Source organism: Robinsoniella sp. RHS, assembly GCF_001029355.1.
In the GTDB taxonomy this organism is placed as follows: Bacteria; Bacillota; Clostridia; order Lachnospirales; family Lachnospiraceae; genus Robinsoniella; species Robinsoniella peoriensis.
Genome location: NZ_JNGB01000015.1, coordinates 117,625 through 141,285, shown reverse-complemented (window position 1 = coordinate 141,285; position 23,661 = coordinate 117,625). Strand labels below are relative to the sequence as shown.

General features: G+C 40.2%; 23 protein-coding genes. 17 read left to right on the top strand and 6 right to left on the bottom strand.

The features are described from left to right. The first annotated feature begins 70 nt into the window (after positions 1-70). From RHS_RS08145 to RHS_RS08120, 6 genes are all read left to right on the top strand, one after another. Positions 71-1,855, top strand: a complete 1,785-nt coding sequence (locus RHS_RS08145; RefSeq protein WP_047832889.1) for a sensor histidine kinase — start codon at positions 71-73, stop codon at positions 1,853-1,855. Then, on the top strand, positions 1,845-3,380 hold the full coding sequence (locus tag RHS_RS08140) for a response regulator (RefSeq protein WP_047832888.1): 1,536 nt from the start codon (positions 1,845-1,847) through the stop codon (positions 3,378-3,380). The genes RHS_RS08145 and RHS_RS08140 overlap by 11 nt, the downstream gene beginning before the upstream one ends. A 35-nt stretch (positions 3,381-3,415) precedes the next feature. Continuing rightward, entirely contained in the window at positions 3,416-4,489 is a 1,074-nt protein-coding gene (locus RHS_RS08135; protein WP_047832887.1) for a hypothetical protein, read from the top strand. A 160-nt stretch (positions 4,490-4,649) separates the two neighbouring features. Then, positions 4,650-5,417: a GNAT family N-acetyltransferase gene (locus RHS_RS08130; protein WP_044294777.1), complete on the top strand. Its 768-nt coding sequence runs from the start codon at positions 4,650-4,652 to the stop codon at positions 5,415-5,417. A gap of 62 nt (positions 5,418-5,479) precedes the next feature. Further along, the gene (locus RHS_RS08125; protein WP_047832886.1) at positions 5,480-6,181 is read left to right on the top strand and encodes a DNA alkylation repair protein; all 702 of its coding nucleotides are present in this window, start codon (positions 5,480-5,482) and stop codon (positions 6,179-6,181) included. Between the two features lie 17 nt (positions 6,182-6,198). Beyond that, entirely contained in the window at positions 6,199-6,456 is a 258-nt protein-coding gene (locus tag RHS_RS08120) for a hypothetical protein (RefSeq protein ID WP_027294517.1), read from the top strand. Positions 6,457-6,520: 64 nt separating this feature from the next. On the opposite strand, the gene RHS_RS08115 is transcribed toward RHS_RS08120, so the two are convergent. Next, the gene (locus RHS_RS08115) at positions 6,521-7,243 is read right to left on the bottom strand and encodes a UTRA domain-containing protein (protein ID WP_027294516.1); all 723 of its coding nucleotides are present in this window, start codon (positions 7,241-7,243) and stop codon (positions 6,521-6,523) included. A gap of 498 nt (positions 7,244-7,741) precedes the next feature. On the opposite strand from RHS_RS08115, the gene RHS_RS08110 reads away from it, so the two are divergent. The 3 genes from RHS_RS08110 (at position 7,742) to treC (ending at position 12,156) form a co-directional block, all read left to right on the top strand. Continuing rightward, the gene (locus RHS_RS08110) at positions 7,742-8,662 is read left to right on the top strand and encodes a hypothetical protein (protein ID WP_395021788.1); all 921 of its coding nucleotides are present in this window, start codon (positions 7,742-7,744) and stop codon (positions 8,660-8,662) included. A gap of 93 nt (positions 8,663-8,755) precedes the next feature. Continuing rightward, positions 8,756-10,441, top strand: a complete 1,686-nt coding sequence (treB, locus tag RHS_RS08105; protein WP_047832885.1) for a PTS trehalose transporter subunit IIBC — start codon at positions 8,756-8,758, stop codon at positions 10,439-10,441. 14 nt (positions 10,442-10,455) lie between these two features. Beyond that, positions 10,456-12,156 (top strand): alpha,alpha-phosphotrehalase, encoded by a 1,701-nt coding sequence (gene treC, locus RHS_RS08100; RefSeq protein ID WP_047832884.1) that lies wholly within the window; start codon positions 10,456-10,458, stop codon positions 12,154-12,156. Between the two features lie 83 nt (positions 12,157-12,239). On the opposite strand, the gene RHS_RS08095 is transcribed toward treC, so the two are convergent. Continuing rightward, positions 12,240-12,626 (bottom strand): desulfoferrodoxin family protein, encoded by a 387-nt coding sequence (locus tag RHS_RS08095; RefSeq protein ID WP_027294511.1) that lies wholly within the window; start codon positions 12,624-12,626, stop codon positions 12,240-12,242. A 282-nt stretch (positions 12,627-12,908) separates the two neighbouring features. Between RHS_RS08095 and RHS_RS08090 the strand changes: the two genes are divergently transcribed. Both RHS_RS08090 and RHS_RS08085 read left to right on the top strand, forming a co-directional pair. Then, complete coding sequence (locus RHS_RS08090; protein WP_047832883.1) at positions 12,909-13,565, top strand: CatB-related O-acetyltransferase; 657 nt, start codon at positions 12,909-12,911, stop codon at positions 13,563-13,565. A gap of 42 nt (positions 13,566-13,607) precedes the next feature. After that, positions 13,608-14,621: a DNA polymerase beta superfamily protein gene (locus RHS_RS08085; protein WP_047832882.1), complete on the top strand. Its 1,014-nt coding sequence runs from the start codon at positions 13,608-13,610 to the stop codon at positions 14,619-14,621. A 184-nt stretch (positions 14,622-14,805) separates the two neighbouring features. Here RHS_RS08085 and RHS_RS08080 read toward each other — a convergent pair whose 3' ends face one another. The 3 genes from RHS_RS08080 to RHS_RS08075 form a co-directional block, all read right to left on the bottom strand. Continuing rightward, positions 14,806-16,029 carry a LysM peptidoglycan-binding domain-containing protein gene (locus tag RHS_RS08080; RefSeq protein WP_047832881.1) on the bottom strand — a complete coding sequence of 408 codons (1,224 nt, stop codon included), beginning with the start codon at positions 16,027-16,029 and terminating at the stop codon, positions 14,806-14,808. Between the two features lie 180 nt (positions 16,030-16,209). Next, positions 16,210-16,380 carry a hypothetical protein gene (locus RHS_RS30580; RefSeq protein ID WP_395021784.1) on the bottom strand — a complete coding sequence of 57 codons (171 nt, stop codon included), beginning with the start codon at positions 16,378-16,380 and terminating at the stop codon, positions 16,210-16,212. A 92-nt stretch (positions 16,381-16,472) separates the two neighbouring features. Continuing rightward, a complete protein-coding gene (locus tag RHS_RS08075; RefSeq protein ID WP_047832880.1) occupies positions 16,473-18,080 on the bottom strand; it encodes a dicarboxylate/amino acid:cation symporter in 1,608 nt (535 codons plus the stop codon). A gap of 341 nt (positions 18,081-18,421) precedes the next feature. Here RHS_RS08075 and RHS_RS08070 point away from each other — a divergent pair, with 341 nt between their 5' ends. From RHS_RS08070 to eutJ, 5 genes are all read left to right on the top strand, one after another. After that, a complete protein-coding gene (locus RHS_RS08070) occupies positions 18,422-18,739 on the top strand; it encodes a hypothetical protein (protein WP_047832879.1) in 318 nt (105 codons plus the stop codon). A 37-nt stretch (positions 18,740-18,776) separates the two neighbouring features. Continuing rightward, positions 18,777-19,787, top strand: a complete 1,011-nt coding sequence (locus RHS_RS08065) for an NYN domain-containing protein (protein ID WP_027294506.1) — start codon at positions 18,777-18,779, stop codon at positions 19,785-19,787. Positions 19,788-19,888: 101 nt separating this feature from the next. Further along, complete coding sequence (locus RHS_RS08060; RefSeq protein WP_044294762.1) at positions 19,889-20,707, top strand: DNA-3-methyladenine glycosylase; 819 nt, start codon at positions 19,889-19,891, stop codon at positions 20,705-20,707. Between the two features lie 70 nt (positions 20,708-20,777). Then, positions 20,778-21,725, top strand: a complete 948-nt coding sequence (locus RHS_RS08055; protein ID WP_047832878.1) for an NAD(P)-dependent oxidoreductase — start codon at positions 20,778-20,780, stop codon at positions 21,723-21,725. Positions 21,726-21,744: 19 nt separating this feature from the next. Continuing rightward, complete coding sequence (gene eutJ / locus RHS_RS08050; RefSeq protein WP_047832877.1) at positions 21,745-22,563, top strand: ethanolamine utilization protein EutJ; 819 nt, start codon at positions 21,745-21,747, stop codon at positions 22,561-22,563. Between the two features lie 219 nt (positions 22,564-22,782). Here the strand turns inward: eutJ and RHS_RS30575 are convergent, their stop codons facing one another. Continuing rightward, positions 22,783-22,905, bottom strand: a complete 123-nt coding sequence (locus RHS_RS30575) for a hypothetical protein (RefSeq protein ID WP_255348091.1) — start codon at positions 22,903-22,905, stop codon at positions 22,783-22,785. Between the two features lie 306 nt (positions 22,906-23,211). Between RHS_RS30575 and RHS_RS08045 the strand changes: the two genes are divergently transcribed. Further along, the gene (locus tag RHS_RS08045; RefSeq protein ID WP_044289421.1) at positions 23,212-23,646 is read left to right on the top strand and encodes a MarR family winged helix-turn-helix transcriptional regulator; all 435 of its coding nucleotides are present in this window, start codon (positions 23,212-23,214) and stop codon (positions 23,644-23,646) included. Positions 23,647-23,661 lie beyond the last annotated feature (15 nt).

Here is a 23,661-nt window from a genome sequence, read left to right as displayed (position 1 = left end):
GCCTGTACCGGAGCCTGTTTAACACGCTCCGGCAATGTTAATACGGCTAAAAATAAGATGGAGGGAATGGATGAAAAAGAGATTACAAAACATGATGATTCAACAGCGAATCAGCTATTCTTTTATTATATTTTTTACAGTATTTGCAGTATGTGTCATCATTGGGCTGCGAGGGATTTACAAAGACCAGATGTATGAGAAACTCATTCAGGGAAGGAACTATGAAGATAATCTGATTGTGCAGCAAATCGGGATGTTGTCAACAAATCTGAATAGCTGCTGCAACAGTGTCATTGTGAATTTAAACAATACCACAGGTCTGAAAAAAAATAATTCGCTGTACCCGGATTTATATGACAGCGCAGCCAAACAGACGATATTAAATATTATTGAAAATAGTTTCCTGATGTTTCCAGATGTCAGTCAGATTGCTGTTTTGTATAGTAACGGGGATCTTTACCAGAAGGATCGAAACCGTTCTTATATTTGCTCGGACGGGAATGATGATTTAATTCATCAGTTTGACTCTATGGGAATATCGACTACGGGACAATGGTATTATTCTTTGCAAATGGAATCAGCCTTTTCAGAATTCAGCCTGCACTATGTAAAAACGCTGCGTGATGTAAAAGAAAACACGGATATCGGCTATGTGATATTGGAGTTGGATGAGCAGAATATTTATGATATTTATCGAAATAAGAATAGCAGTGAGGATGTAGAGTTTTATCTCCTGGACTATAATCAAATGATGATTTCCAGTGATGACCGGGACGCCATGAACAATATTAAAGCGATTTCAGCTTATGATTCACAACTGGATTATTCAAAAAATATCATCCGTAAGCTGGATGAGAAAATATCTGATACAGGAAACTATTACACCAGTGAATATCAGGTAAATGATTTATGGAATCTGGTATCTGTTTTAGATGTGAAATCCATGCTCTCCGATGTAAATAATATTACTATTGTGATCATCAGTATCAGCTTGGTATTGCTTATGATATTTTATATGCTTACAATCATGATTGCCAGGCATATAGCCGGACCGATCTCAGCACTATCAGAACATATGAGAAAATTCACGAAATCTTTGCCGGAGAAGCTGCCGGATATTGATACACATAACGAAGAAGGTGTACTGATTTCCAGTTTTAATCAGATGGTTGATATGAACCAGCAGCTGTTTGAAGATATTACAAATGAGAAGAAGGAAAAAAGACAGTTAGAGCTGGCACTTTTGCAGGCCCAGATCAAACCCCATTTCTTATATAATACATTAGATACCATATTTTGTCTGAATAGTATGAAACGTCATGCAGATGCCAGCCGGATGATAAAATTACTGGCGGGATATTACCGTCTGGTTTTGAATAAAGGACTGGACTGGGTCTGGCTGGATCAGGAACTGGATGCATTGCAGAAATATCTGGATATCCAAACGGTTCGTTATCAGGACAGTCTGAGCTATTCCATTGCCATGCCGGAAGAATTAAGTGCATTACATATCCCTAAATTAACCTTGCAGCCATTGGTGGAAAATGCCATTTATCATGGAATCAAACCCCGGAATGGTAAGGGACATATACTGATAACGGGAGAATTGGAGGAGGAGTGGGCTTACATCCGTGTGATCGATGACGGCATAGGGCTGACTAAGGAAAAGTTTGCGCTGATATTATCCGGGGAACAGCGAGAGACGGATTCGGAAAGTTTTGGATTAAAAAATGTGTCAGAACGCTTAAAGATTTTTTATGGAGAAGGAACCTGTATTCAGTTAGAAGATACCCCGCTTGGCACCAGTATTGTCTTGTGTATTAATTTAAAAAGGGGGGAAGAGCATGAGCTATAAAGTACTGTTGGTGGATGATGAGAGTATATATCTGGATTACCTTAGCCAGATTATAGACTGGGACGCTATGAAGTGTTCTATTTGCGGATATGCAAAAGACGGAGAAGAAGCGCTTCAGGTTATTCAAAAAGAAATTCCGGATATTATATTTATGGATATCAATATGTCCAGAATGAATGGACTTGAGGCATGTGAGGCAATCAAATCATGGAGCCTGGAATCAAGAGTAATTATTATGACAGCATATGATGAATTTTCTTTTGCACATCAGGCGATTAAGCTTAATGTTTTTGATTATCTTTTAAAACCTTTTGACGGAGAAGAACTGCAGGAGGCACTGGGCAAATGTATAGAAGACATTGAGACGTCAAAGAAAAACAAACAGATGCAGCAGGAGTTATTTTTAAGGGGGATAATAGAATTCCAGCCTGATTTGGATATTATAAATGGAGAAATAGCCCAAACCGGTTTGCCGTCGCTTGTTACCATGGTAAAAATAAGAAAGGGTTATGCAAATTATAATTTGTCAGTAATCAGGAACCTATTAAATCATTATTTGAACTGCATAGGTATCGAGAATTATTGCCTGAGAAATGATGGGAGCTGCATTACGCTTGTACATGTAATGAATTCCGGCGAGAGATCTATGGATGAAATAAAAATAAGTTATGCGAAGCTTTTGAAAGATGAGGCGGCTTACATGCTGGATTCGGTGGCCATGGGGAATATTGTACCCGGATTGGATCAATTACAGAATTCTTATAAACAGGCACAGATGGTTTTCGAGAACAGTATCAAGGTAGATGAAAAAATCGCCTGTTTTAGTGACATACAGAATCTAAGCAAAGAAGTTACATTTTACAGCACACAGGATGTGAACTTACTTATCAAGTATTTTGAAATGAGAGAATATGCAAAAGTGGATACGATTATAGAAAAAATGTTTGGACTATCGGAAAACCAGATGTTTTCGTTTCAATATGTGATTTCTATATATCATGCACTTTCAATAGGAGTCCATTCCTATTTTCATTATAATAAAGAAAATCAGCTTTCGGATTATATGCAGACTCAAGAATGTATAATTACGGAATTAAAGGATTGTTTTTCCTGTCATCAGGTAAAAGATATCATTAAAAATTATGTATATGAAATGCTGACAGACTGCACTTATATACAGATAAGCAGTAAAAAAGAAATATTGGTTACAAAAATTGAAAAATACTTACAGAGCCATTACAGTGAAGCAAATTTATCTGTTAGTAATATAGCAGAAAATTTATTCTTTGAAAACAGTTATATAAGAAGGGTTTTTAAGACGCAGACAGGCAGGACGATCATGCAGAGACTGGAAGAGATACGAATAGAAAAAGCAAAAGAATTATTACGGGATGATCAATACCGATGCAGTGAGGTTGCAGAGATGACTGGATTCTCAGATCAGTTTTATTTTAGTAAACGTTTTAAACTGTTTTGTAATTGTACACCATCAGAGTATCAATCCGGATCTTTGCAAAGAAGGTAAACAAAATAAAATGTAGACAAACGGAGGAGTAAAATATGTTATATTGTAATAATTGGGATAAGATAATGGTGCGATATAAAGAGTATTGGGCATTAGAAAATCATGACCGTCCGATCTTAAGCATCCGGGCACCGAAGAAGGATGCCCAAAGCAGAGCAGAGTGTTTTCCTGGTTCTTTAAAGGAACAATGGATGGATACTGAGTATATGATAAAAAGCAATAACCGGGAAATGCAGAACACCTATTACGGAGGGGAGGCATTTCCAGCATTGAATCCAAACCTTGGACCGGATTATTTTGCGGCTTGTTATGGAACAGAGCTTGCATTTGGCGCGGATACCAGCTGGTCTATTCCATTTTTAAGTGATGATGATGTAGAGGAATATCAGGGATTTCTTCTCCAGACCCAGAATGAGTATTACCGTAAAATGATAGAAATGACGAAAGCAGCGGTAGAAGATGGAAAAGATAAATATTTGGTTGGCATAACAGATATTCATCCTGGGCTGGATGGGTTAGTATCCATGCGGGGGCCTCAGGAACTCTGTATGGATACACTGGATAATCCGGAGTTTATTAAAAAAGGAGCTATGGATCTGCTGGACGGTTTCAAATTCATCTATGACGAGCTGTATGCACTGACGACAGCATGTCAGAAGGGCAGTACTAATTGGATGGGGATCTGGCATGAGGGCAGATGGTATCCAACCTGCTGCGATTTTTCCTGTATGATATCAGAACAAATGTATGAAGAACTGGTGGTGGAAGAACTGGAAGAAGAGCTGAAATTCTTAGATGCCAGCATCTATCATCTGGATGGACCGGATGCTCTGAAGCATTTAGACCGCTTATTGAAAATAGATCATTTAAAGGGGATGCAATGGGTGTATGGTGCAGGACAGCCTACGGCTTCTCACTGGATTGAAGTATTGAAAAAGATTCAGGATGCAGGTAAAATGATTCAGATTGAGGTAAGGGCAGCAGAGCTGGAAGTGATGCTTGAAAATCTGCGCCCGGAAGGTGTGATGTATACGATAAATGCAAAATCACAGGAGGATGCAGAAGACTTGTTAAGAATAGCTTCTGTCTATAAGAAAAAGGTTTTCTAACCCTTTAAAGAGTAGAAATAAATGCTGCTTTGCAATAGAAAATATAAAAATAAATATTCATGAATAGACATAGCGTTCCGAATGCATTAAAATAAAAGCAAATGTTACTTCAAAAGAAGCTGACGATTACGTGAACCTGTAATTAGGTAAGGGAGGCTTTATGACAAATAAAGAAATTATGGAAATTGCTATGCAGCAATCAGCATTCGATCTGAATTGCAGTGTGGAGGATTTTAAGCAAGGTGAAAATAAAGTTGTTATATCAAAGGCAAATGACCAGGCAAGGCGTTATCTGGAGCTGCCTTTTTTCTGCAATCTGGTTTCTTATGGAAACAATATTGTGGCTTCTGTTGATCCCAGAGTGAAAGAGTTTGTTGCTGGTTACGTAAATCGTTTTCAGGTGGAACACTGCTTTGAAACGCCGGATATTCATGTGCTGTCAAAGGAATTTGAAAAATATGATAAGTCCATATGTTTTATGGCGGAATATTTTTTGCCGGACGTAACACAGGTAACCCCACAGCCCTGTGATTATGAAATTCGAATTCTGGAACCAAAAGATTTCGCAGAACTCTATACCGAAGAATGGAGCAATGCCCTTTGCGAGAAAAGAAAACACCTGGATGTGCTGGCTGCGGCAGCTTTTGACGAAGGTAAAATGATTGGAATGGCGGGCTGTTCTGCAGACTGCGATACGATGTGGCAGATCGGCATTGATGTTTTGCAGGGATATCGTAAAGGAGGTATTGCATCGGCACTGACCAGCAGGCTGGCAATCGAGGTATTAAACCGTGGCAAGGTACCGTTTTATTGTGCGGCATGGTCTAATATCGGTTCCGTCCGCAATGCAGTCAGAAGTGGATTTCGACCCGCATGGGTGGAAATGACAGCGATTGATAAGAAAAAGGTGGAGGAAATGATTAAGTGACAGCAGATAACATTCGAAGTAAGTGGAAATGCGAGTAGAGCTGATAAGAGAGGGCAGGTTACATGAGCAGGGAATTTAAAGAAATCATGAAGCAGTTATCCGAAATGGCGGATGACAAAAGAAAAAAATACAATAAAAAACTGGGGGCTGATGATAATCAATTTGGTATTGCCATGGGGAAACTGCGTGCTTTGGCAAAGCAGATTAAAACAAACCATACCCTGGCGCTGGAATTATGGGAGAGCAGAAATTATGATGCCATGGTCCTGGCCGCAATGCTGTTTGACAGTAAGCTGCTGCGGGAACAGGATTTTGAAGAATTAATAAAGGATGCATATACTTCTAATCTGGTTGATGAGCTCATATTCCGTGCTTTATCATTGAGCAGTTATGCGAAACAATATTTGAAAAAATGGGCGAAAATAGACGATGATCGAATTGGACAGGGAGGTTGGGATCTGGCGGTTGCACTTTTAATAAAGGGCGAATTGCCGGATGACGAAATCGAGGAATTACTGGTATATATAGAAGAACATCTGGCAGGTGCACCTGCTGCAAAGCAGTGGGCGATGAACCGTTTCCTGTGCGAAGCCGGAATCCGTGATGACAAGTATACAGACCGGTGTATTGCAATGGGAGAAAAACTTGGGATTTATAAGGAATTAAAAGTAGCAAAAGGCTGTACTTCGGCCTATGCGCCGGAGTGGATACAAAAAGGTATAGAGAACCGAAGAAAAGCCAATAATAGAAAGAACAATCATTGATAGAAAGAGGAAGAACAGTGAGCGAAATGGAAAATGAATCTCAAAAACAGGGGCAAAACCGCTTTTTAGAATTTATTATGGAGCGGGTGGCACCCGGCAGTGAGGAAGAGGCGAAAGGTCTTCTTACTGACAGTTTCTACAGAATGGATCAGGGTAAACTGACGAAAGAATACCTGGATGAATTTATGCCAAAGCTGTTATTGTTGTTAAAAGAAGAATATATTGAAGAAGTAACACGTGTTATGGTTGACTTTAATTCCAGAAATGTAAATTAGTGTTTCACATGAGAAATTCCGTAAGCAGACAGTGTCCTTGTCTTTCTGTCTGCTTACGGGATTTTTATTTTCTGGTTGCAGTATCCTGAAAGCAGAAATAATCAGGCCGGTGGCGGGATTGGGTAAATTCGAACATGACACCATCATCATTGTAAGTCTGACTGCTGATTACGGCCATACAGTTATATCCATTTAATTCCATATATTTTTCATCAATCTCAGTTACCCGCTCTACCGTCATAGTACGTTTACTGGTGACTATGGAGATATTTAGGATCTGCTCCAGATAGTCGTAAATGGAGTTTTGGGCTATATCAGCTGTAAGTCCTGTTACAACACTTTTCAGAAAATAATTGTGATCGATGATCAGGGCTTTTTGGTCCAGATAACGAAGCCTCTGAATATAATACAGCTCACTTCCTATCGGAAATCCGGTACGTTTTTCGATTTTTTCGTCACTGACCAGATCATCTACAAAACACAATACTTGTGTTTTTGCTGTCCTGTGATTACGAAGTGCAGATTCTTTAAAAGATTCAATCCCCGCCAGAGTGAAGGAATTCTGTTCCACAGGTTTGAAGATATTGCGGACACCTTTGCCATGCAGCGTCTGGACATAGCCCTCTGTAACAAGGCTGCTGACTGCTCTGCGTATTGTATTGCGGGAACAGTTATAAGTGGTTACCATGGTATTTTCCGATGGAAGCAGTTCTTGGAATGCAAATTCCCCGGATTCTATTTTTCGTTTAATATCCTGATAAATGATGTCGTATTTTGCTTTTGGCATATTAACACCCTTTCTATTCTTGTTTAAACATCTTTATACTATTATAAATCGGGTCAGGAGAATGTCAAGGAAAAAACTCATCCATTTTCAAAATCATCTTGTTATCATCGTATCCGCGGTTGCTGGAGAAGGCTGTCTTACCAAAGAGTGCTGCACTCGGCTCCATTGCATCGAATGAGATGGTATTTGCGTATTTATAATCCTTCTCAGAAGAATAAAGTAATTGACAGCAAACAGATAATTTGCTATTATTTTTGTAAGATATTGGTTTCGTGCAAAAGTTTATCTATTTTGGCTGCATTCATTAATTCCTATTAATAATTTAAGATTTAACTTCTGATTTCAGATTCAATTCTAAGCTTTATATCAAAGCAAAATTCACTTATAAAACAATATAAAAGGAAAACCATTATCTGTAATGCCGGAGCGTTTCTGTTTAATTGCGCCCTGTATTTGAAATAGGTAAATTCTGCATAAGTAAATAGAAAGAGAGGTTGTATGCAGGAAGAGAAACAAAAGCAGAATAGTGCCAATCAAATTGAAGACTCGGCAATGAAAACGATGGTTCGTTTTTTTGCAGATGAGATGCTTCCCTATTTGGGAATCCAGGGCAAGGTGAAACGGATTGCTCCAACAGAAGAAATTCATATGGAAATAAAAAGGCTGTATGAGGATATGAATCTGGTAATGGAAGATGGAACCTGGAAACATTTTGAGTTTCAGTCAACAAATGGCGGAATTACGGATTTAAAGAGATTTCGCGTCTATGAAGCAATTACCAGCCAGCAAAACAAAGTTGCTGTAGTTACCTATGTTTTATTTTCGGGGAAAATTAAAAATCCCAAATATCAGTTTACGGAAGGCATCAATACATATCGTGTAATCCCGATTGTAATGCAAAATAAGAATGCGGATCATATTATCAAAAGATTATTGAAAAAGCAGAAAAAAGGCAGGCCTATTTCACGGGAGGATTTGGTCTCTCTGGTATTAACACCACTGATGCAGGGAAAAATACCCATCAAAGACCGCATAAAAAACGCTTTTCAGATATTGGAAAAAGAGAGGTGCATGAAGGATGAAGAATCACAAAAAATCCAGGCTGTAATTTATGCATTGGCTGAGAAATTTTTGAAGTATGAAGAAATGGATGAAATAAAGGGGGTGATAAATATGACAAGGTTAGGACAGATGTTAGTAAATGATGGTATAGCGCAGGGCTTAACCCAGGGAATAATCCAGGGAATGTCTCAGGGAAAGGCAGAAGCCGTTCTGGAAATTTTAAATATTAAGGGAATGATATCAGCTGATTTAAAGCAAAGAATTGTCACAGAAAAAGATGTGGATGTACTGACAAAGTGGATTAGGTTAGCGATGGTTTCAAATACCGCTGAGGAGTTTCAGAAGCAGATGCAGTAATGGGAAACTACGCTGAATGAATGGGTGCAAATTTTTGCAGAAAAATGGAAGAGGTATCCTTTTTGTGATTTTTTAATTTTCTCAGACAGGTAAATGAAGCAGGAAAGTAAAGACCAGGTGAAACAGGAAGCAAAGAAAAAGCAGAATCCGCTGCAAAAAGGAGTATCAAATCTGGCTGAAATTTTTGCGCCGCTGATACCTGCAATTATTGTAGGCGGTTTAATTCTCGGATTCCGTAATATTATTGGTGATGTTAAATTTCTGGAAGGCGGGACCAAGACACTGACCGATGTTTCCGTGTTCTGGAGCGGGATATACAGTTTTCTCTGGCTGATTGGAGAAGCGGTATTTCATTTTCTTCCGGTTGGAATCGTATGGTCTGTCACGAAAAAAATGGGAACTACGCAGATTCTTGGTATTGTGCTGGGAATTACGTTGGTCTCTCCGCAGCTGCTCAATGCCTACGAGGTAGGGCAGGCGGCAATGAAGTACTGGGATTTTGGCTTCTTTCAAATGCAGATGGCGGGATATCAGGGACAGGTTATACCTGCGATACTTGCCGGATTTACCCTGGTATATCTGGAGCGGTTTTTTAAGAAAATCACACCTGCGGCTATCAGCATGATTGTGGTTCCGTTTATGTCATTGCTGCTTTCCGTTATCGTTGCCCATGGTATTTTAGGTCCGATTGGATGGCAGCTGGGTTCCTGGATTTCGGCAGGCGTTTATGCAGGGCTTACTTCAAGCTTCCGGGGATTGTTTGGAGCATTCTTTGGATTTATTTATGCACCTTTAGTAATTACGGGGCTGCATCATATGACCAATGCAATAGATTTACAGCTGATTGCGGATTACCAGGGCACAATTCTGTGGCCTATGATAGCCCTTTCCAATATTGCACAGGGCTCCGCCGTTTTAGCTATGATTGTATTACAGAAGAAGAATGAACGTGCTCAGCAGGTAGCAATACCGGCATGCATTTCCTGTTACTTAGGTGTTACCGAGCCGGCAATATTCGGTGTCAATTTAAAAGCAGGTTTTCCGTTTATCAGCGGAATGATCGGTTCCGGTATAGCAGGCGCACTGGCGGTAAGTACCGGGGTAATGGCTAATGCAGTAGGCGTTGGAGGTATTCCCGGCATTCTTTCCATTAAAACAGAGTTTATGGCGGTGTTTGCCATTTGTATGCTGATCGTACTGGTAGTACCATTTGTTCTGACATGGATTATGGGGAAAAAGAAACTTACTTTACAGGAGAGAGGGATCGCGGCAGCAGAGGTGGATACAGCTAAAGAAATGGATGCCGCTGCTCCTTCCAAAAAAGAACAGGTTCTGATGTCTGTTTTAACCGGTAAAATTATTCCGATTGAGGAAGTACCGGATGATGTGTTTTCACAGAAAATTATGGGAGAAGGTGTTGGAATAGAACCGGAGAGCGAGACAGTAGTTGCACCTGCGGACGGATCCGTAAGTGTTGTAATGGAAGATTCCGGACATGCCTGCGGTCTTGTACTGGAAAATGGAATGGAGATCCTGATTCATGTAGGGATTGATACTGTAGATATGAATGGAGAAGGATTTGAACTCTTTGTAAAAGAAGGAGATACCGTTCGCTGCGGCGATCCATTGATTCGCTTCTCAAAAGAGAAAATTAAAAAAGCCGGTCATCCGGCAACTACGGTATTTATTGTAACCGATGAAGGGAATGCATCTAATATACGCTTCCTGTCTAACTTGCAGGCAGAAGCAGGAGAAACTGTTATTGCGGCATATGAATAGAGGAGGATGGCACCATGACAGATTTTAAGAAAAGCACAGTTTATCAAATTTATCCAAAATCCTTTGCTGACAGTAAAGGAAACGGAACCGGTGATCTGAGGGGCATAATCAGCAAACTGGATTATTTGAAAGAATTGGGGATAGATTACATCTGGCTGACTCCTTTTTTTCTATCACCCCAGAAGGATAACGGTTATGACGTTGCAGATTATTATCAGATTGATCCTTCTTACGGGACAATGGAGGATTTCGAAAATCTGGTAAAAGAAGCGGCGAAAAGGGAAATATCACTTATGCTGGATATGGTATTTAACCATACCTCAAACCGTCATGAATGGTTTCAAAAAGCATTAACAGGTGATGCGAAATATAAAAATTATTACATTTTAAAAAAGGGAAAAGGATCTGGAATTCCACCAACGAACTGGGAAAGCAAGTTCGGTGGTAATGCCTGGGAGTATGTAGAGGCATTTGACGAGTATTACCTGCATTTATTTGATGTATCCCAGCCAGACCTGAACTGGGATAACGAGGATGTACGAAAAGAAATGCAGGAAATAGTTCAATTCTGGATGGGGAAAGGTGTGAAAGGATTCCGGTTTGATGTAGTGAATCTGATCAGCAAGGAAGCATTTGAAGATGATTATGAAGGGGACGGCAGAAGGTTTTACACCGATGGTCCCAATATTCATAAGTATTTAAGAGAGCTTAATGAAAAGACATTTGGAAAAGAAAAAGGAATAATTACTGTAGGGGAAATGTCCAGTACTTCTATGGAAAACTGTTATCAATATGCTGGAGAAGATGGAAAAGAGTTTTCCATGGTTTTTAGTTTTCATCACCTTAAGGTGGATTTTATGGGGAACGAAAAATGGGTACTGATACCTTATGATTTTGCAAAATTAAAGCAGATCCTATTTGACTGGCAGACGAATATGGCAAAAAATCATGCATGGAATGCGGTGTTTTGGTGTAATCATGACCAGCCAAGAGTGGTTTCCCGTTTTGGGGATACGAAAAAGTACTGGAAAGAATCTGCGAAGATGCTGGCAACGGTGATTCATTGTCTGAGAGGAACCCCTTATATATACCAGGGAGAAGAATTGGGAATGACTAATGCAGAATTCGAAGATATCTCCCAGTATCGGGATGTGGAAAGCCTGAACCATTTTCAGATCCTTCAGGAAAAAGGATTAAGCGAAGAACAGGCATATCAGATTCTTATGGCACATTCCAGGGATAACAGCCGTACTCCCATGCAGTGGAGTGAGGAAACCCAGGCAGGATTTACAAAAGGAGAACCATGGATAGAGGTAAATCCTAATTATAAGAAAATTAATGCCAGAGAGCAGTTGGATGATCCGGATTCGATCTTCTATTACTATAAGAAATTGGTCAGCCTGCGTAAAGATTATGAAGTGATCGCCTATGGGGATTTCGAAGCGCTGGATATAAATAACCCATCTGTAATGGTTTACAAGCGCACCTATAAAGGTGAAGTACTAGTGGCAGCAAGTAACTTCTATGGAAAAGAAGCAGGGTGGGATCCGGGAATGGATCTGGGGGATTATCAATGTCTTCTGGGAAATTATGATGGGCAGGGCCTTATGAAAAGTTATGATAGCCAGGGCCTTATGAAAGGTTATGATAGTCAGGTTCCTGAGAAAGTGACGGTTCTGCGTCCATATGAGACAAGGTTATATTATAAGAAATAAAAGTATATGATTATAAAAAGCAGCCGGAAACAAAAATGATTTTTTATTAAAATCAGATTTGATCCGGCTGTTTTTATATTTCTTTAGACTTCTGTTTTCCAGAAACCATGCAGATTGCAGTAAGCATAAGCTGCAATTGCTTCATCTCCGTCAGTTAATACAAAATTTGCTACCGGCTCACAGGTTGGACAGAGATTTATTCTCTGACAGCCCATTTTTGTCTGCAGATACACCCATGCAATGCTGTGCTCTTCTGTCATTGGGTGATAGATACTGCCGACTTTAACAGTAACCTGATTACCGCTGATTTCAATAATGGGAAGATGTTTTTCCGAAGCACCCTCAGATGTATTGGGTTTCAGTTCGGTAAAATCCTGACAGGTACAGGATGCTGTTGGGTTGCCGGGACTGATCACTTCAAGGACGAGATGGTTTTCTCTATCAATAATAAATTTTGGTTCTAAATGCATGTTGATTCCTCCAATTCTTATATATTACCCTGTTTATTTTTGCCTTAAATAGATATCTTATGTATAGGGAATGATTTTCTTTGAAAAATGAAATAAAAGAAACGCTTGGCAAAACAGTAAGAATATAATATAATGTGTAAAAATAATCGAAATACTGACACCCCGTGAACAGGGGAATTATGAACAGGAGATATAAATAGGAGGCGGACCCAGGTGAAACGCTGTATTGCATAAACTGGAATAGTATAAAAGAAAATCAGCATAAAAACAGGAGGATTTGAAATGACTATTCCAGTAAATAAAATATATCCAAGAAGTAATGATAAAGAGACCGTATATTTAGACCAGGTAGTAACAAACCCAAATATCAAAGTAGGAAAATACACCATCTATAATGATTTTGTAAAAAACCCTGCAGATTTCGAAAAAAATAATGTTCTGTACCATTATCCCGTGAATAAAGACAAGCTGGTCATTGGGAAATTCTGTTCCATTGCCTGTGGAGCAAAGTTCATGTTCACCAGCGCCAATCATGCTATGGGATCTCTTTCTAACTATACATTTCCCATTTTTTTTGAAGAGTGGGATTTAAAGAAAGAACATGTAACTGATGCATGGGATAACAAGGGTGATATCATGATTGGAAATGATGTCTGGATCGGATATGAAGCCGTAATTATGGCAGGCGTGCATATCGGAGATGGGGCTGTAATCGGAACCAGAGCGGTAGTAACAAAGGATGTGCCGCCCTATACCATTGTAGGCGGAGTTCCCGCAAAGAAGATTAAAATGCGCTTTGACAGGCAGACAGTGGAAGACCTGCTGGAATTAAAATGGTGGGATTGGACGAGTGAAAAAATAAAGAAGAATCTTTCTTTGATCATGAGCGGAGAGATTCGTGGATTAAAGTGTTTTCTAACTAGAGAGGAAAGTTTGTGAGTATATCGCAGATTTATCTGCGATATACCACAGGGTAGAACCATGAACTTTAAAAACCTGATACATACACCGGAGTATAATTTCCTCTGGCAGGATGAGCATCTGGGAAAGAACCTGATTCTCCTTTCTGTTGCAGGAAGCTATGCGTATGGAACAAATAACGAATTCAGCGATTATGATGTCCGTGGGATTACCCTCAACCGCAAGTCGGATCTGATCGGACTGAGCAGCTATGATCAATATGCAGATGATAAAACAGACACTACAATTTACACTTTTAACAAGATTATAAAGCTGTTAATGGACTGTAATCCCAATACCTGTGAAATGCTGGGACTAAAACAGGAACATTATCTGTATTTATCCCCGGTGGGCCAGGAACTGCTGGATCAAAAGAAATTATTTTTATCAAAGCGCGCTATTCACTCCTTCGGCGGTTATGCCGGTCAGCAGCTGCGAAGACTGCAAAATGCTCTGGCAAGGGATACAATGCCCCAGGCAGAGAAGGAACAGCATATATTGCGGTCTGTAGAAAATGCCATGTACAATTTTCAGGAGCGTTACGCACAGTTTGGAAATGGAAGTATCAATATTTATCTGGACCAAGCTGTAAACCCTGAATTTGAGCAGGAGATTTTTATGGATGCAGATTTGTCCCATTATCCATTGAGAGATTACCGCAATATCTGGTGTGAGATAAACAATGTGGTAAAAGAGTATGACAAAATTGGTAAACGCAATCATAAGAAAGATGAAAATCATCTGAATAAACATGCGATGCATCTGTTGCGGCTTTTTATGATGGCCATTGATATTCTGGAAAAAGAAGAGATTTGTACTTACCGGGAAGAAGAGCATGATTTGTTGATGAGTGTCAGAAATGGAGCATTTCAAAGAGAAGACGGCATGTACCGGGATGAGTTTTATGAAATATTGTCGGGTTATGAAAAACGATTGGATAATGCGGCGAGAAATACCGGTCTGCCGGATGCACCTGACAAAAAGAAAATCGAAGATTTTGTTATGAGTGTTAATGAAAGAGTAGTTAAAGCGTAAATAAATTCGTATATGTATTGAATGGGAAAGGTAATTAAATGAAAAGATAATTTAAGATGCCCTGCAGTATTGTATAACAATAATGCAGGGTAGTTTTAATTGCAATCAGATATGCCCTGAATTCTATTTTTCATCCGCCACAGAACGTGTTTGAAAATTCATTCATGTTATCAGCACATTTTACTTAGCTTGGAATCTGCAGTTTCTGCCCGATTAAAATAAAGTTTGGATTTGAAATATGGTTAACAGATACAAGAGCGCTGATTGTAGTGTTGTATTTAGCGGCTATAGCCCAGAGGGTGTCGCCGGATTTTACCGTATACCATTGAACCGGTTTTGAAGAACCGGAATCCGGCGTACAGGGAATTCTGAGTTTTTGGCCAGGATAAATCAGATTCTCATTGTGAATCTGATTCAGTTTTACAAGGTCTGCAATACTGGTATGGTAATTTCGTGAAATTGCCCAGAGTGTATCCCCTGGTTTTACCGTATAGGTCAGGTACGTATCTTCAGACGGTGTATTATCCGGTATGGGAATGCGCAGTATCTGACCGGGATAAATAAGATTGGGGTTTGCAAGAGCATTTTCGTTTGCAATTGCGGTAATACTGGTGTGATAGAGCTGGGCAATATTCCAAAGTGTATCACCGGATTTAACCCGGTATTCCACATATGAAGTAGAGGGTTCCGGTGGGGGAGGAACAGGATTTACCGGGCCGCTGTTGTCCAGAAAGATGCCATCGGTAAAATAGTCCAGATCGACATTTGTACTGATTCCCGGAATCCTGCCTGTGTCCGAATGCTGCCAGCCAACCCAGAAATTCCAATTTGAATTATCGGATGGGGAAGCTGCGCCATATTCGGCTACCCACAGTGGGTAGGCAGTAATCGCTCCGCTAAATGTGTAACCTGCATTATAGGAATCACTATAGACCACAGCTTTCTTGCCGCTTAACTGTTCTACAGTCTGGATAAATGCCAATCCAATGGCATTTATTTCTGTATCTGTCAGATATTGCAGATCTTCAAAATCCATAGCCAGCCTGCAGTCGAAGTCCTTGTCTTGGATAGTGTTTACAAAAAATTGTGCCTGATACTGTGCCTGGGAGATGCTTCTTGCGGTTACATAATGGTAAAAGCCAATGGACAGCCCGGCAGCAGAGGCCTTGGCGTAATTGTCTTCAAATTTTGGATCAATATAATCGCCACCTAGGCTGGAACGTATATAAACAACCTGAATTCCAGAGTCAGCAACCTGTTCAAAATCAATATCTTCCTGATAAAAGCTCACGTCAATACCAAGGTAGAGGGGATGTGAGGAAGGAGGAATCGCACAAACAATAAATACAGGAAAAAAAGAAAACAGCAGTAACGTAGATAAGAGAATGGCTAAAATTTTCTTGAGCATAAACCCTCCTTTGTCAAATATTCGTTTTAAGATAATATATGGTACAAGAAAAAAATTGTTATGAAATCATTGCAAAGAAATGAAAAATGAGAGTAGAGTAATTCAAAAGTGACAGAAAATAAAAATGTGCCGGATAATAGAAAAGCACCCGGATTTAAAATAATCCGGATGCTTTTGCGGCTATGAATTCTTTTTCTTCTTCTTTTTACTTTTACTTTTACTTTTTGTACTGGATTGTGCTGCTGCTTCTTCTTCCTCTTTGTCCAGTTCGTTTACCATGTGTTCCATAACGGATTTACAGGACTGGGGAAGTTCGGTAACATCATAATTATTATAACCTTTGTTTTCCATATTCAAATCTCCTCTCTTTTCATGCATATACTTTGCATAAGTGTTATGGCAATCGCCTGCCATATTACTTAGTATGCACAGCAGGCAATTTCTTATGAGAGTGTATTATCGTTTAAGACTTCAGTATTCAGCAAATCTGACCTTTTCGCACAATGTAAAACTTCAAATTGTAAAATTATTACATTAATTGCAGCATTTAAGGCATTCATAACAATATCAGCAATGACCGCCAATCCAAGTGCTTCTGCGGGAATTCCGGCCTGTATAAAAAGAACGGCATAACCTGCAAGAAATCCACCGGGAATAGATGGAGCTGCCGCAGCCAGTGTAAATGACACAATCATGGTAATAACCAGCATAGCAATGGTTATTTTGATCTCGAATGCCTGTGCAGCAAAAACAGTAAGCAGTATTAAATGCACCACGGTAGCAGGTTTAAATACCACACTTCCAAAGGAAATGGTAAATTTAGAAAGGCGGTGGTCAATACCCAGTTTCTTATCGCAGTTGTTTCGCATATCAGAATAAGCTGCGGATGAGGAAGCATTTACTAAGGCAAGAAAGGAGGAAGGCATAATTTTCTTCAATATACGGATTGGCGAAATTCCCTCTTTTACCTTTACCGATACCAGATACAGGAGGAATACAATTGCCATGCATAGCAGATAGACACCTGCCATTTGCAGCATATATAAAAGAAGAGGTATGTAATTGCCTACGATAAGCCGGTAAATACTTAAAAAAACGAAAGCCGGTGAAACGGCGGAAATAAATCCTAAAATACTTTGCGATATAGCATTGCATTGTTCAACTAACTGTCCGGCAATGCTGATCCGGTGTTGCAGCAGTACCATTGCCATTCCCACAAGTACAGCCAGAACAATGATCTGTATGGCATTTCCGGTCTGGAACGGGTCGATGACATTTTCCGGAATGGCATCAAGTAGCAGTTGAAAAATGGATTCTGCCTGAATGCCGTCTGCACCTGTTGAGGGAAAATGCACCTTTGTGAACAAGGCTGCCGCAATCCCTCCTAATATGGTCATTGTTATGAGAATTGCGCTAAAGTGCTGCAGTACTTTTTTGCCCACACTTCCCAGCCGGTTCGGTGCTCCGATATGGTAAATTCCCCATACAACGGCAAAAAACAGCATAGGACAGACCACCGTTGTCAGAATACCGGCAAATGTGTCAAATAGAGGGATTGCTGCCTGGTTCAGCAGAAAATCAGAGGCTTCTATAGGCAGGTAATGGGTTACCACACCTGCGGCCAGTGCCAGGATGATCGCAATTGCGATAGGCAAAAATGGGTTGGAAGCCTTGAGCTTGATACTAACTGAAACAATATTCATTCCCTTGGAGTACACATAGCCGCACCCGCTGCCAATAGCCGCAAGAAACGGCTGGCTGAAAAATGCATCTCCAAACTGGTCATCATCATTCTGCTCGTAAGGGTTTGCCTCTTTGCCCTGTACCTTCAGTGTTATCTGTATTTTTTTCAGACGTGTCTGGATAATTAATTCCCCGGAATTGGGTGCCAATCCTTTTTCCATCCAGCTATCCAGTGCCTTTTCCAAAGAGAGACGTATCTTTAATATTTCTTCCGGTGCTGCAGAAAGCTGCTGCAATGTTTCTTCTATGAGATCTGCAACCATATCCGCATTCTGTTCCGACAATATAAATTTCTTTGTTATTAACATCTTGCTATCACATCCTTTTCGGGAGCAATCTAAGAGATTTTGTTAGCCGCTCTGTATATTTATATTATGTATAAGTTTCAAATTATATTAAAAGAGTATACCATACCTGATGTAGAAAACAATAAAAAATGTATGTGCAATCATTTATAAAAAGTGAAGATAAACTTATGAAAAGGTTAAGATTGATTCTGAAAGTTAAGGAAAGTATACGCGTCCGGAGTAGGAAATAATAACTTTATCAAAGAATCCCTCAGATAACATTGCTATTTGCGTTCATTTAAATTATAATAAAATAAGAAAAATTACGCAATAAGTGCCAAATGAAGGAGAAGATCGGGAGATTGGAAAAAGGGAAAGACTACGACGAAATAATGAAGGACTATCCGGAACTGGCAGAAAAGCTGAACCGGGCTTCCAAAGAAAGGTTGTTAGATAAGAGAAATATTGACGGGGTTGCAAGAGCGCTGTCCCGTTATGTTTACAAAAATAATTCTGCAGCAGATATAGTAATAAAGGCGGTAAAAGAGGGACGCTGGCTGCAATTGGAACTTCTGTATGGCTATTATAGCGGGTTTGAAGATGACCGAAATGAGGGCGGATGTGCAGTAGCGGATCTGGAACAGCTCTTGAAAGAACTGCTTCGGAGTCTATTGTATTAATTCACATGATATGAAATGAAAAGAGGGCAACAAAAAAATGAGAGAAAAAACATTTGCAGTATTGATCGATTCAGACAATATTTCTTCAAAATATATATCTTGTATTCTGAATGAAATGACCAAGTACGGAGTCATCACATACAAGAGGATTTATGGAGATTGGACCAGTGCGCAGACGACGAGATGGAAACAGGCACTCCTTGAGAATTCTATTATGCCAATCCAGCAGTTCAGCAATACCGTAGGGAAAAATGCAACCGATTCCGCATTGATTATTGATGCCATGGATATATTGTATACCAATAATGTAGATGGTTTCTGTATCGTTTCCAGCGACAGCGACTTTACACGGTTAGCGGGGAGGCTGCGGGAATCCGGCAAAGATGTAATCGGAATGGGAGAGGAAAAGACTCCAAGATCTTTCCGTGCCGCCTGTACGGTATTTACGAATCTGGAGATTTTGCTGGAGCAGGATGAAGAAACACAGGAAGAAGTCTTTGTTCATAAGAGCCGGTTAAGTGACAGCTCTATCGGCAGCAGAAGCCGCCTGGGAGACAGCCAGCCGGGGATGGAAGACAGCAGTATTATCAGCAAACGTGTCATTGAGAATGACATCGTATCCATTATAACAGAAAATGATGACAAGGACAGAATGACCGGCCTTGGGGAAATCGGAAGCCGGCTGGTGAAGAAATATTCGGATTTTGATGTCCGTAATTATGGATACAGTTCCCTGTCAAAGTTTTTGGAAGAAATGGAAAGCTTTGAACTTACCAAGAACAATAATGCCATCATGGTTCGTATGAAAGATAACAATATTAAGAAAGAGCAGCTGTCGGAATATGCCATTAACCTGGTACGAAGCAGCGGCAGGGAAGGCATGGAACTGGCATTCTTAGGCAATCGGATTCACCGGAAATTTGATAACTTTAAAGTGAAGGATTACGGTTATGCAACTTTTGCAAAATTTGTACAGAGTATTGGGCAGTTAGAAATAATTGAAAACCGAACGAAAAATAAAATTGTACATTTAAAGTCGAATGATTAGAAGTATGAGGTACTAATCAATTGCTTTAAACAAAGATACAGATACCGGAGATAAGAAATTTATATATAATACATTTACACAAAAGACAGTAAGGAAAATACATGACAGAAAAGACAATAAAGATCATTAAGGACTTTGATATAGCACAGATTGCTGATTCCGGGCAGTGTTTCCGCTTGAACAAAAGGGAAGACGGCAGCTATTCCCTGATAGCCCGGGAGCGGTATCTGGAGATAGTGCAGCAGGAGGAAGAAATCACTTTTTTCTGTGAAGAGAATGAATTTCGTGAGATCTGGGATTCTTACTTTGATCTTACGACAGATTATGGAGCATTTAAGGCACAGATTGAAAGTAAGGATCTGTACATGCAAAACGCTTGTGCATATGGCAGAGGGATCCGCATCCTGCGCCAGGAGCTTTGGGAAATGGTAATTACTTTTATCATATCCCAGCAAAACAACATTCCGAGGATTAAAAAATGCGTAGAGTCTCTTTGCAGAGCCTATGGAGAAAAAAGAACAAATTTCCGGAATGAAACATATTATACGTTCCCCAAACCGGAGGCGCTTGCAGGTCTGGGTGAAGAGGATCTGTGTTCCTGCAGCCTGGGGTACCGGAATAAGTATATCAGAAAGACCGCAGATATGGTCGTAAGCGGAGGTTTTGATTTATACCGTCTCTATGATTTAAATTATGAGGATGCCAGAAGAGAACTCTTAAAGTTATGCGGAGTTGGAATAAAGGTGGCAGAATGCATATGTCTGTTTGCACTGCATCATATCGATGCATTTCCCATAGATACCCATATTCAGAAGGTATTAGACCGTCATTATCCGGAGGGTTTCCCATTTTCAAAGTATCAGGGATTTGCCGGAATTCTGCAGCAGTATGCTTTTTATTATGATGTTGAGGGCTATTGATTTCTGCGGACGGCTGATGTATACTCTATTTGAATTTTTTAAATTTACCAAAGAATAAAGGAGTAATTTCATGAATATTGTAATGTTAGAATCCCTTGCAGTCAGCGAGGATATATTAAAAAGCTATATAAAACCGCTGGAAGAAGCAGGACATACCTTCCACGCATATGAAAAGAGCAGTGATGAGGAAGTATTAAAGGAAGAAAGCAAAGATGCGGATATCCTGATACTGGCAAATATGCCGCTGAGACAGGAAGTAATTCGCAATTGCAGCCATTTAAAATTTATAGATGTGGCATTTACCGGTGTAGATCATGTAGATCTGGAGGCCGCAAAAGAAATGGGAGCTGCCCTTAGTAACGCTTCCGGATATTCAAATGAATCAGTAGCAGAGCTTACGCTGGGCATGATACTCTCACTTCTTCGAAACGTTCCTCAGGTGGAAGCACGCTGCAGGGATGGAAAAACGAAGGATGGTCTTGTTGGTTTTGAATTAAAAGGAAAAACTGTGGGAATCATAGGTACAGGAGCAATCGGAATGCGTACCGCACAGCTTTGCAGTGCATTCGGCTGTAAAGTCATTGCCTATAATGGATTTTCAAAGAAGGAGAACAGTGAACTGATCACTTATATGCCGTTAAAAGACTTGTTGGAAGAAGCAGATATTGTAGCACTCCACTGCCCGTTAACGGAACAGTCCCGCCATCTGATCAACCAGGAGACCATTGGATATATGAAAAAATCTGCGATCCTGATAAATGCTGCAAGAGGACCCGTAGTGGATTCAGATGCTCTGGCAAAGGCACTGAATGAAGGACGCATTGCAGGAGCAGGCATCGATGTATTCGAAGTGGAACCTCCGCTTAATACCGATCATCCGCTGCTTCATGCGAAAAATACCATTGTAACTCCCCATGTGGCATTTGCTACAAAAGAATCTATGGAAATCAGAGCTGAAATTGTGTTCCGAAATATCGACCAGTGGTTAAAGGGCGAGCAGATCAATAAAATATTGTAATTACGGGAGAGTTTTTTGAATGAATATAGAAAAAGTAAATGAGTACATGAAAAAGGTCACAGAAGCTGAGACAAAAACTTTCCCCTATAAAGGCAAGTTAAAGGTAGGATTGGACCTGGGTACGGCATATATTGTAATTGCTGTATTAGATGAAAATAATCAGCCCGTGGCATGTGAAAAGCAAAGTGCCAGAGTATTGAGAGACGGTGTTGTGGTAGATTATCTGGGCGCACTTGAGATTGTTAAAAAATTAAAGGCAAAGCTGGAAGAACGTTTGAAATGCGAATTGTCACAATGTGCAATTGCAATGCCGGCAGGTACGCAAAGCAGTTTAAAGACCCATACTTATGTAGCCGAAGGGGCGGGGTTCGAGGTAATCAATATCCTGGATGAGCCATCTGCCGCCAACTCAGTCTATGAGATTAAAGATGGAGTAATTGTTGATATCGGAGGCGGTACTACAGGGCTGGCAATCATCAAAAACGGCAAAGTAGAAGAAATTCAGGACGAGGCAACAGGAGGAACCCATGTGACCCTGGTTCTTTCCGGAAGATATCACATATCTTTTGAAGAAGCCGAGGTAATGAAACAGGATTACAGCAATCATAAAGAAATATACCCGGTTGTAAAACCGGTTTTCGAAAAAATGGCATCCATTGTCAACAAATATATCCACGATCAGAAAATCAAAGGAATCTATCTGTGCGGAGGAACTTGCTGCCTTACAGGAATAGAGGAGATCTTCGAGAAGAAGACAGGAATTAAAACAATAAAGCCGGAAAATCCGTTTTTGGTGACACCGGTGGGTATTGCTATGAATTGTGTGTTTATCCAATAACGAACAGCCTGCCACAGCCCAGGGGTTCCAACCTGCTGAGAAAACCAGCTTTGTATCAACGAATGCTATCTCGGAAAGATGGGTGTGGGAAACTGGTATGGGCGGAGGAAGCGTAGAGCAGAGCTGAGTATTTTACTTACCTTTCCGAAGTGTTTTTTGGCGGATAGTATTCGACTGGCTCCCATCGGATACTAAGCGGGCAGTGAGCTGCGAAATGCATCAGGATTTCGGAGCGAATGCCCGCGTGCCGCCAAAAAGCGCTTCGGAAAGGTTAGAAAATACCAGTTCTGCGGCCAGCTGACGGAGCCCATGCCAGTTTCCCACACCCATCTTTTCGTACACTACCTACATCACAAAGCGTCATTACTCAGCGAAACCCAAATTTAAAATGAAATTATTCGCTGAAGTATTAAAAAATCTATTCATCTAATTTATGAAATCTTCAAACCCAGATCAATTGTAAATTATCATAAATCTATCCGTAACAGAAATCGATAATCTAAAGCATATATTTTCCGAAAAATGAATTCCAATCCAAAAACAACAGATATCTCCCTCCATTATCAAAAGAGGTATTGACTCCCGTCACATATAGCGATATAGTTAGTATACTAATAGTTAGTTGACTAATGATAGGAGGTATTACAAATGAATATAAATATTAAAAAAGATTCCCTCCACCTGCTTATCTCAAGGACATTTCATGCCCAGAGAAATATGATCCGCCCCAAACTTCTGGAAGCGGGACTTTGTGTGGGGCAGCCTAAGGTTCTGCATTATCTCTATGATCATGGAGCATGTATGCAGAAGGAACTGGCTTCGTTTTGCAATGTGGAGCCGGCTACCATGTCGAAGATGCTGGATACGATGGAAAAGAACGGATTGATAAAACGAATGGATGTAGCGGGAAACCGCCGGGCATTTCACATTGTACTGACGGATGCAGGGCTTGTTTCCCTTGGAGAGTGGGAAAAAATCTGTGAAGAGGCAGATGAAAAAAGCCTGCAGGGATTTACAGAAGAAGAACGGGAGCAGTATCGGAATTTTTTAAACCGGATGTATGAAAATATAAACGGCAAATAGCGGGAAGGAGAATGT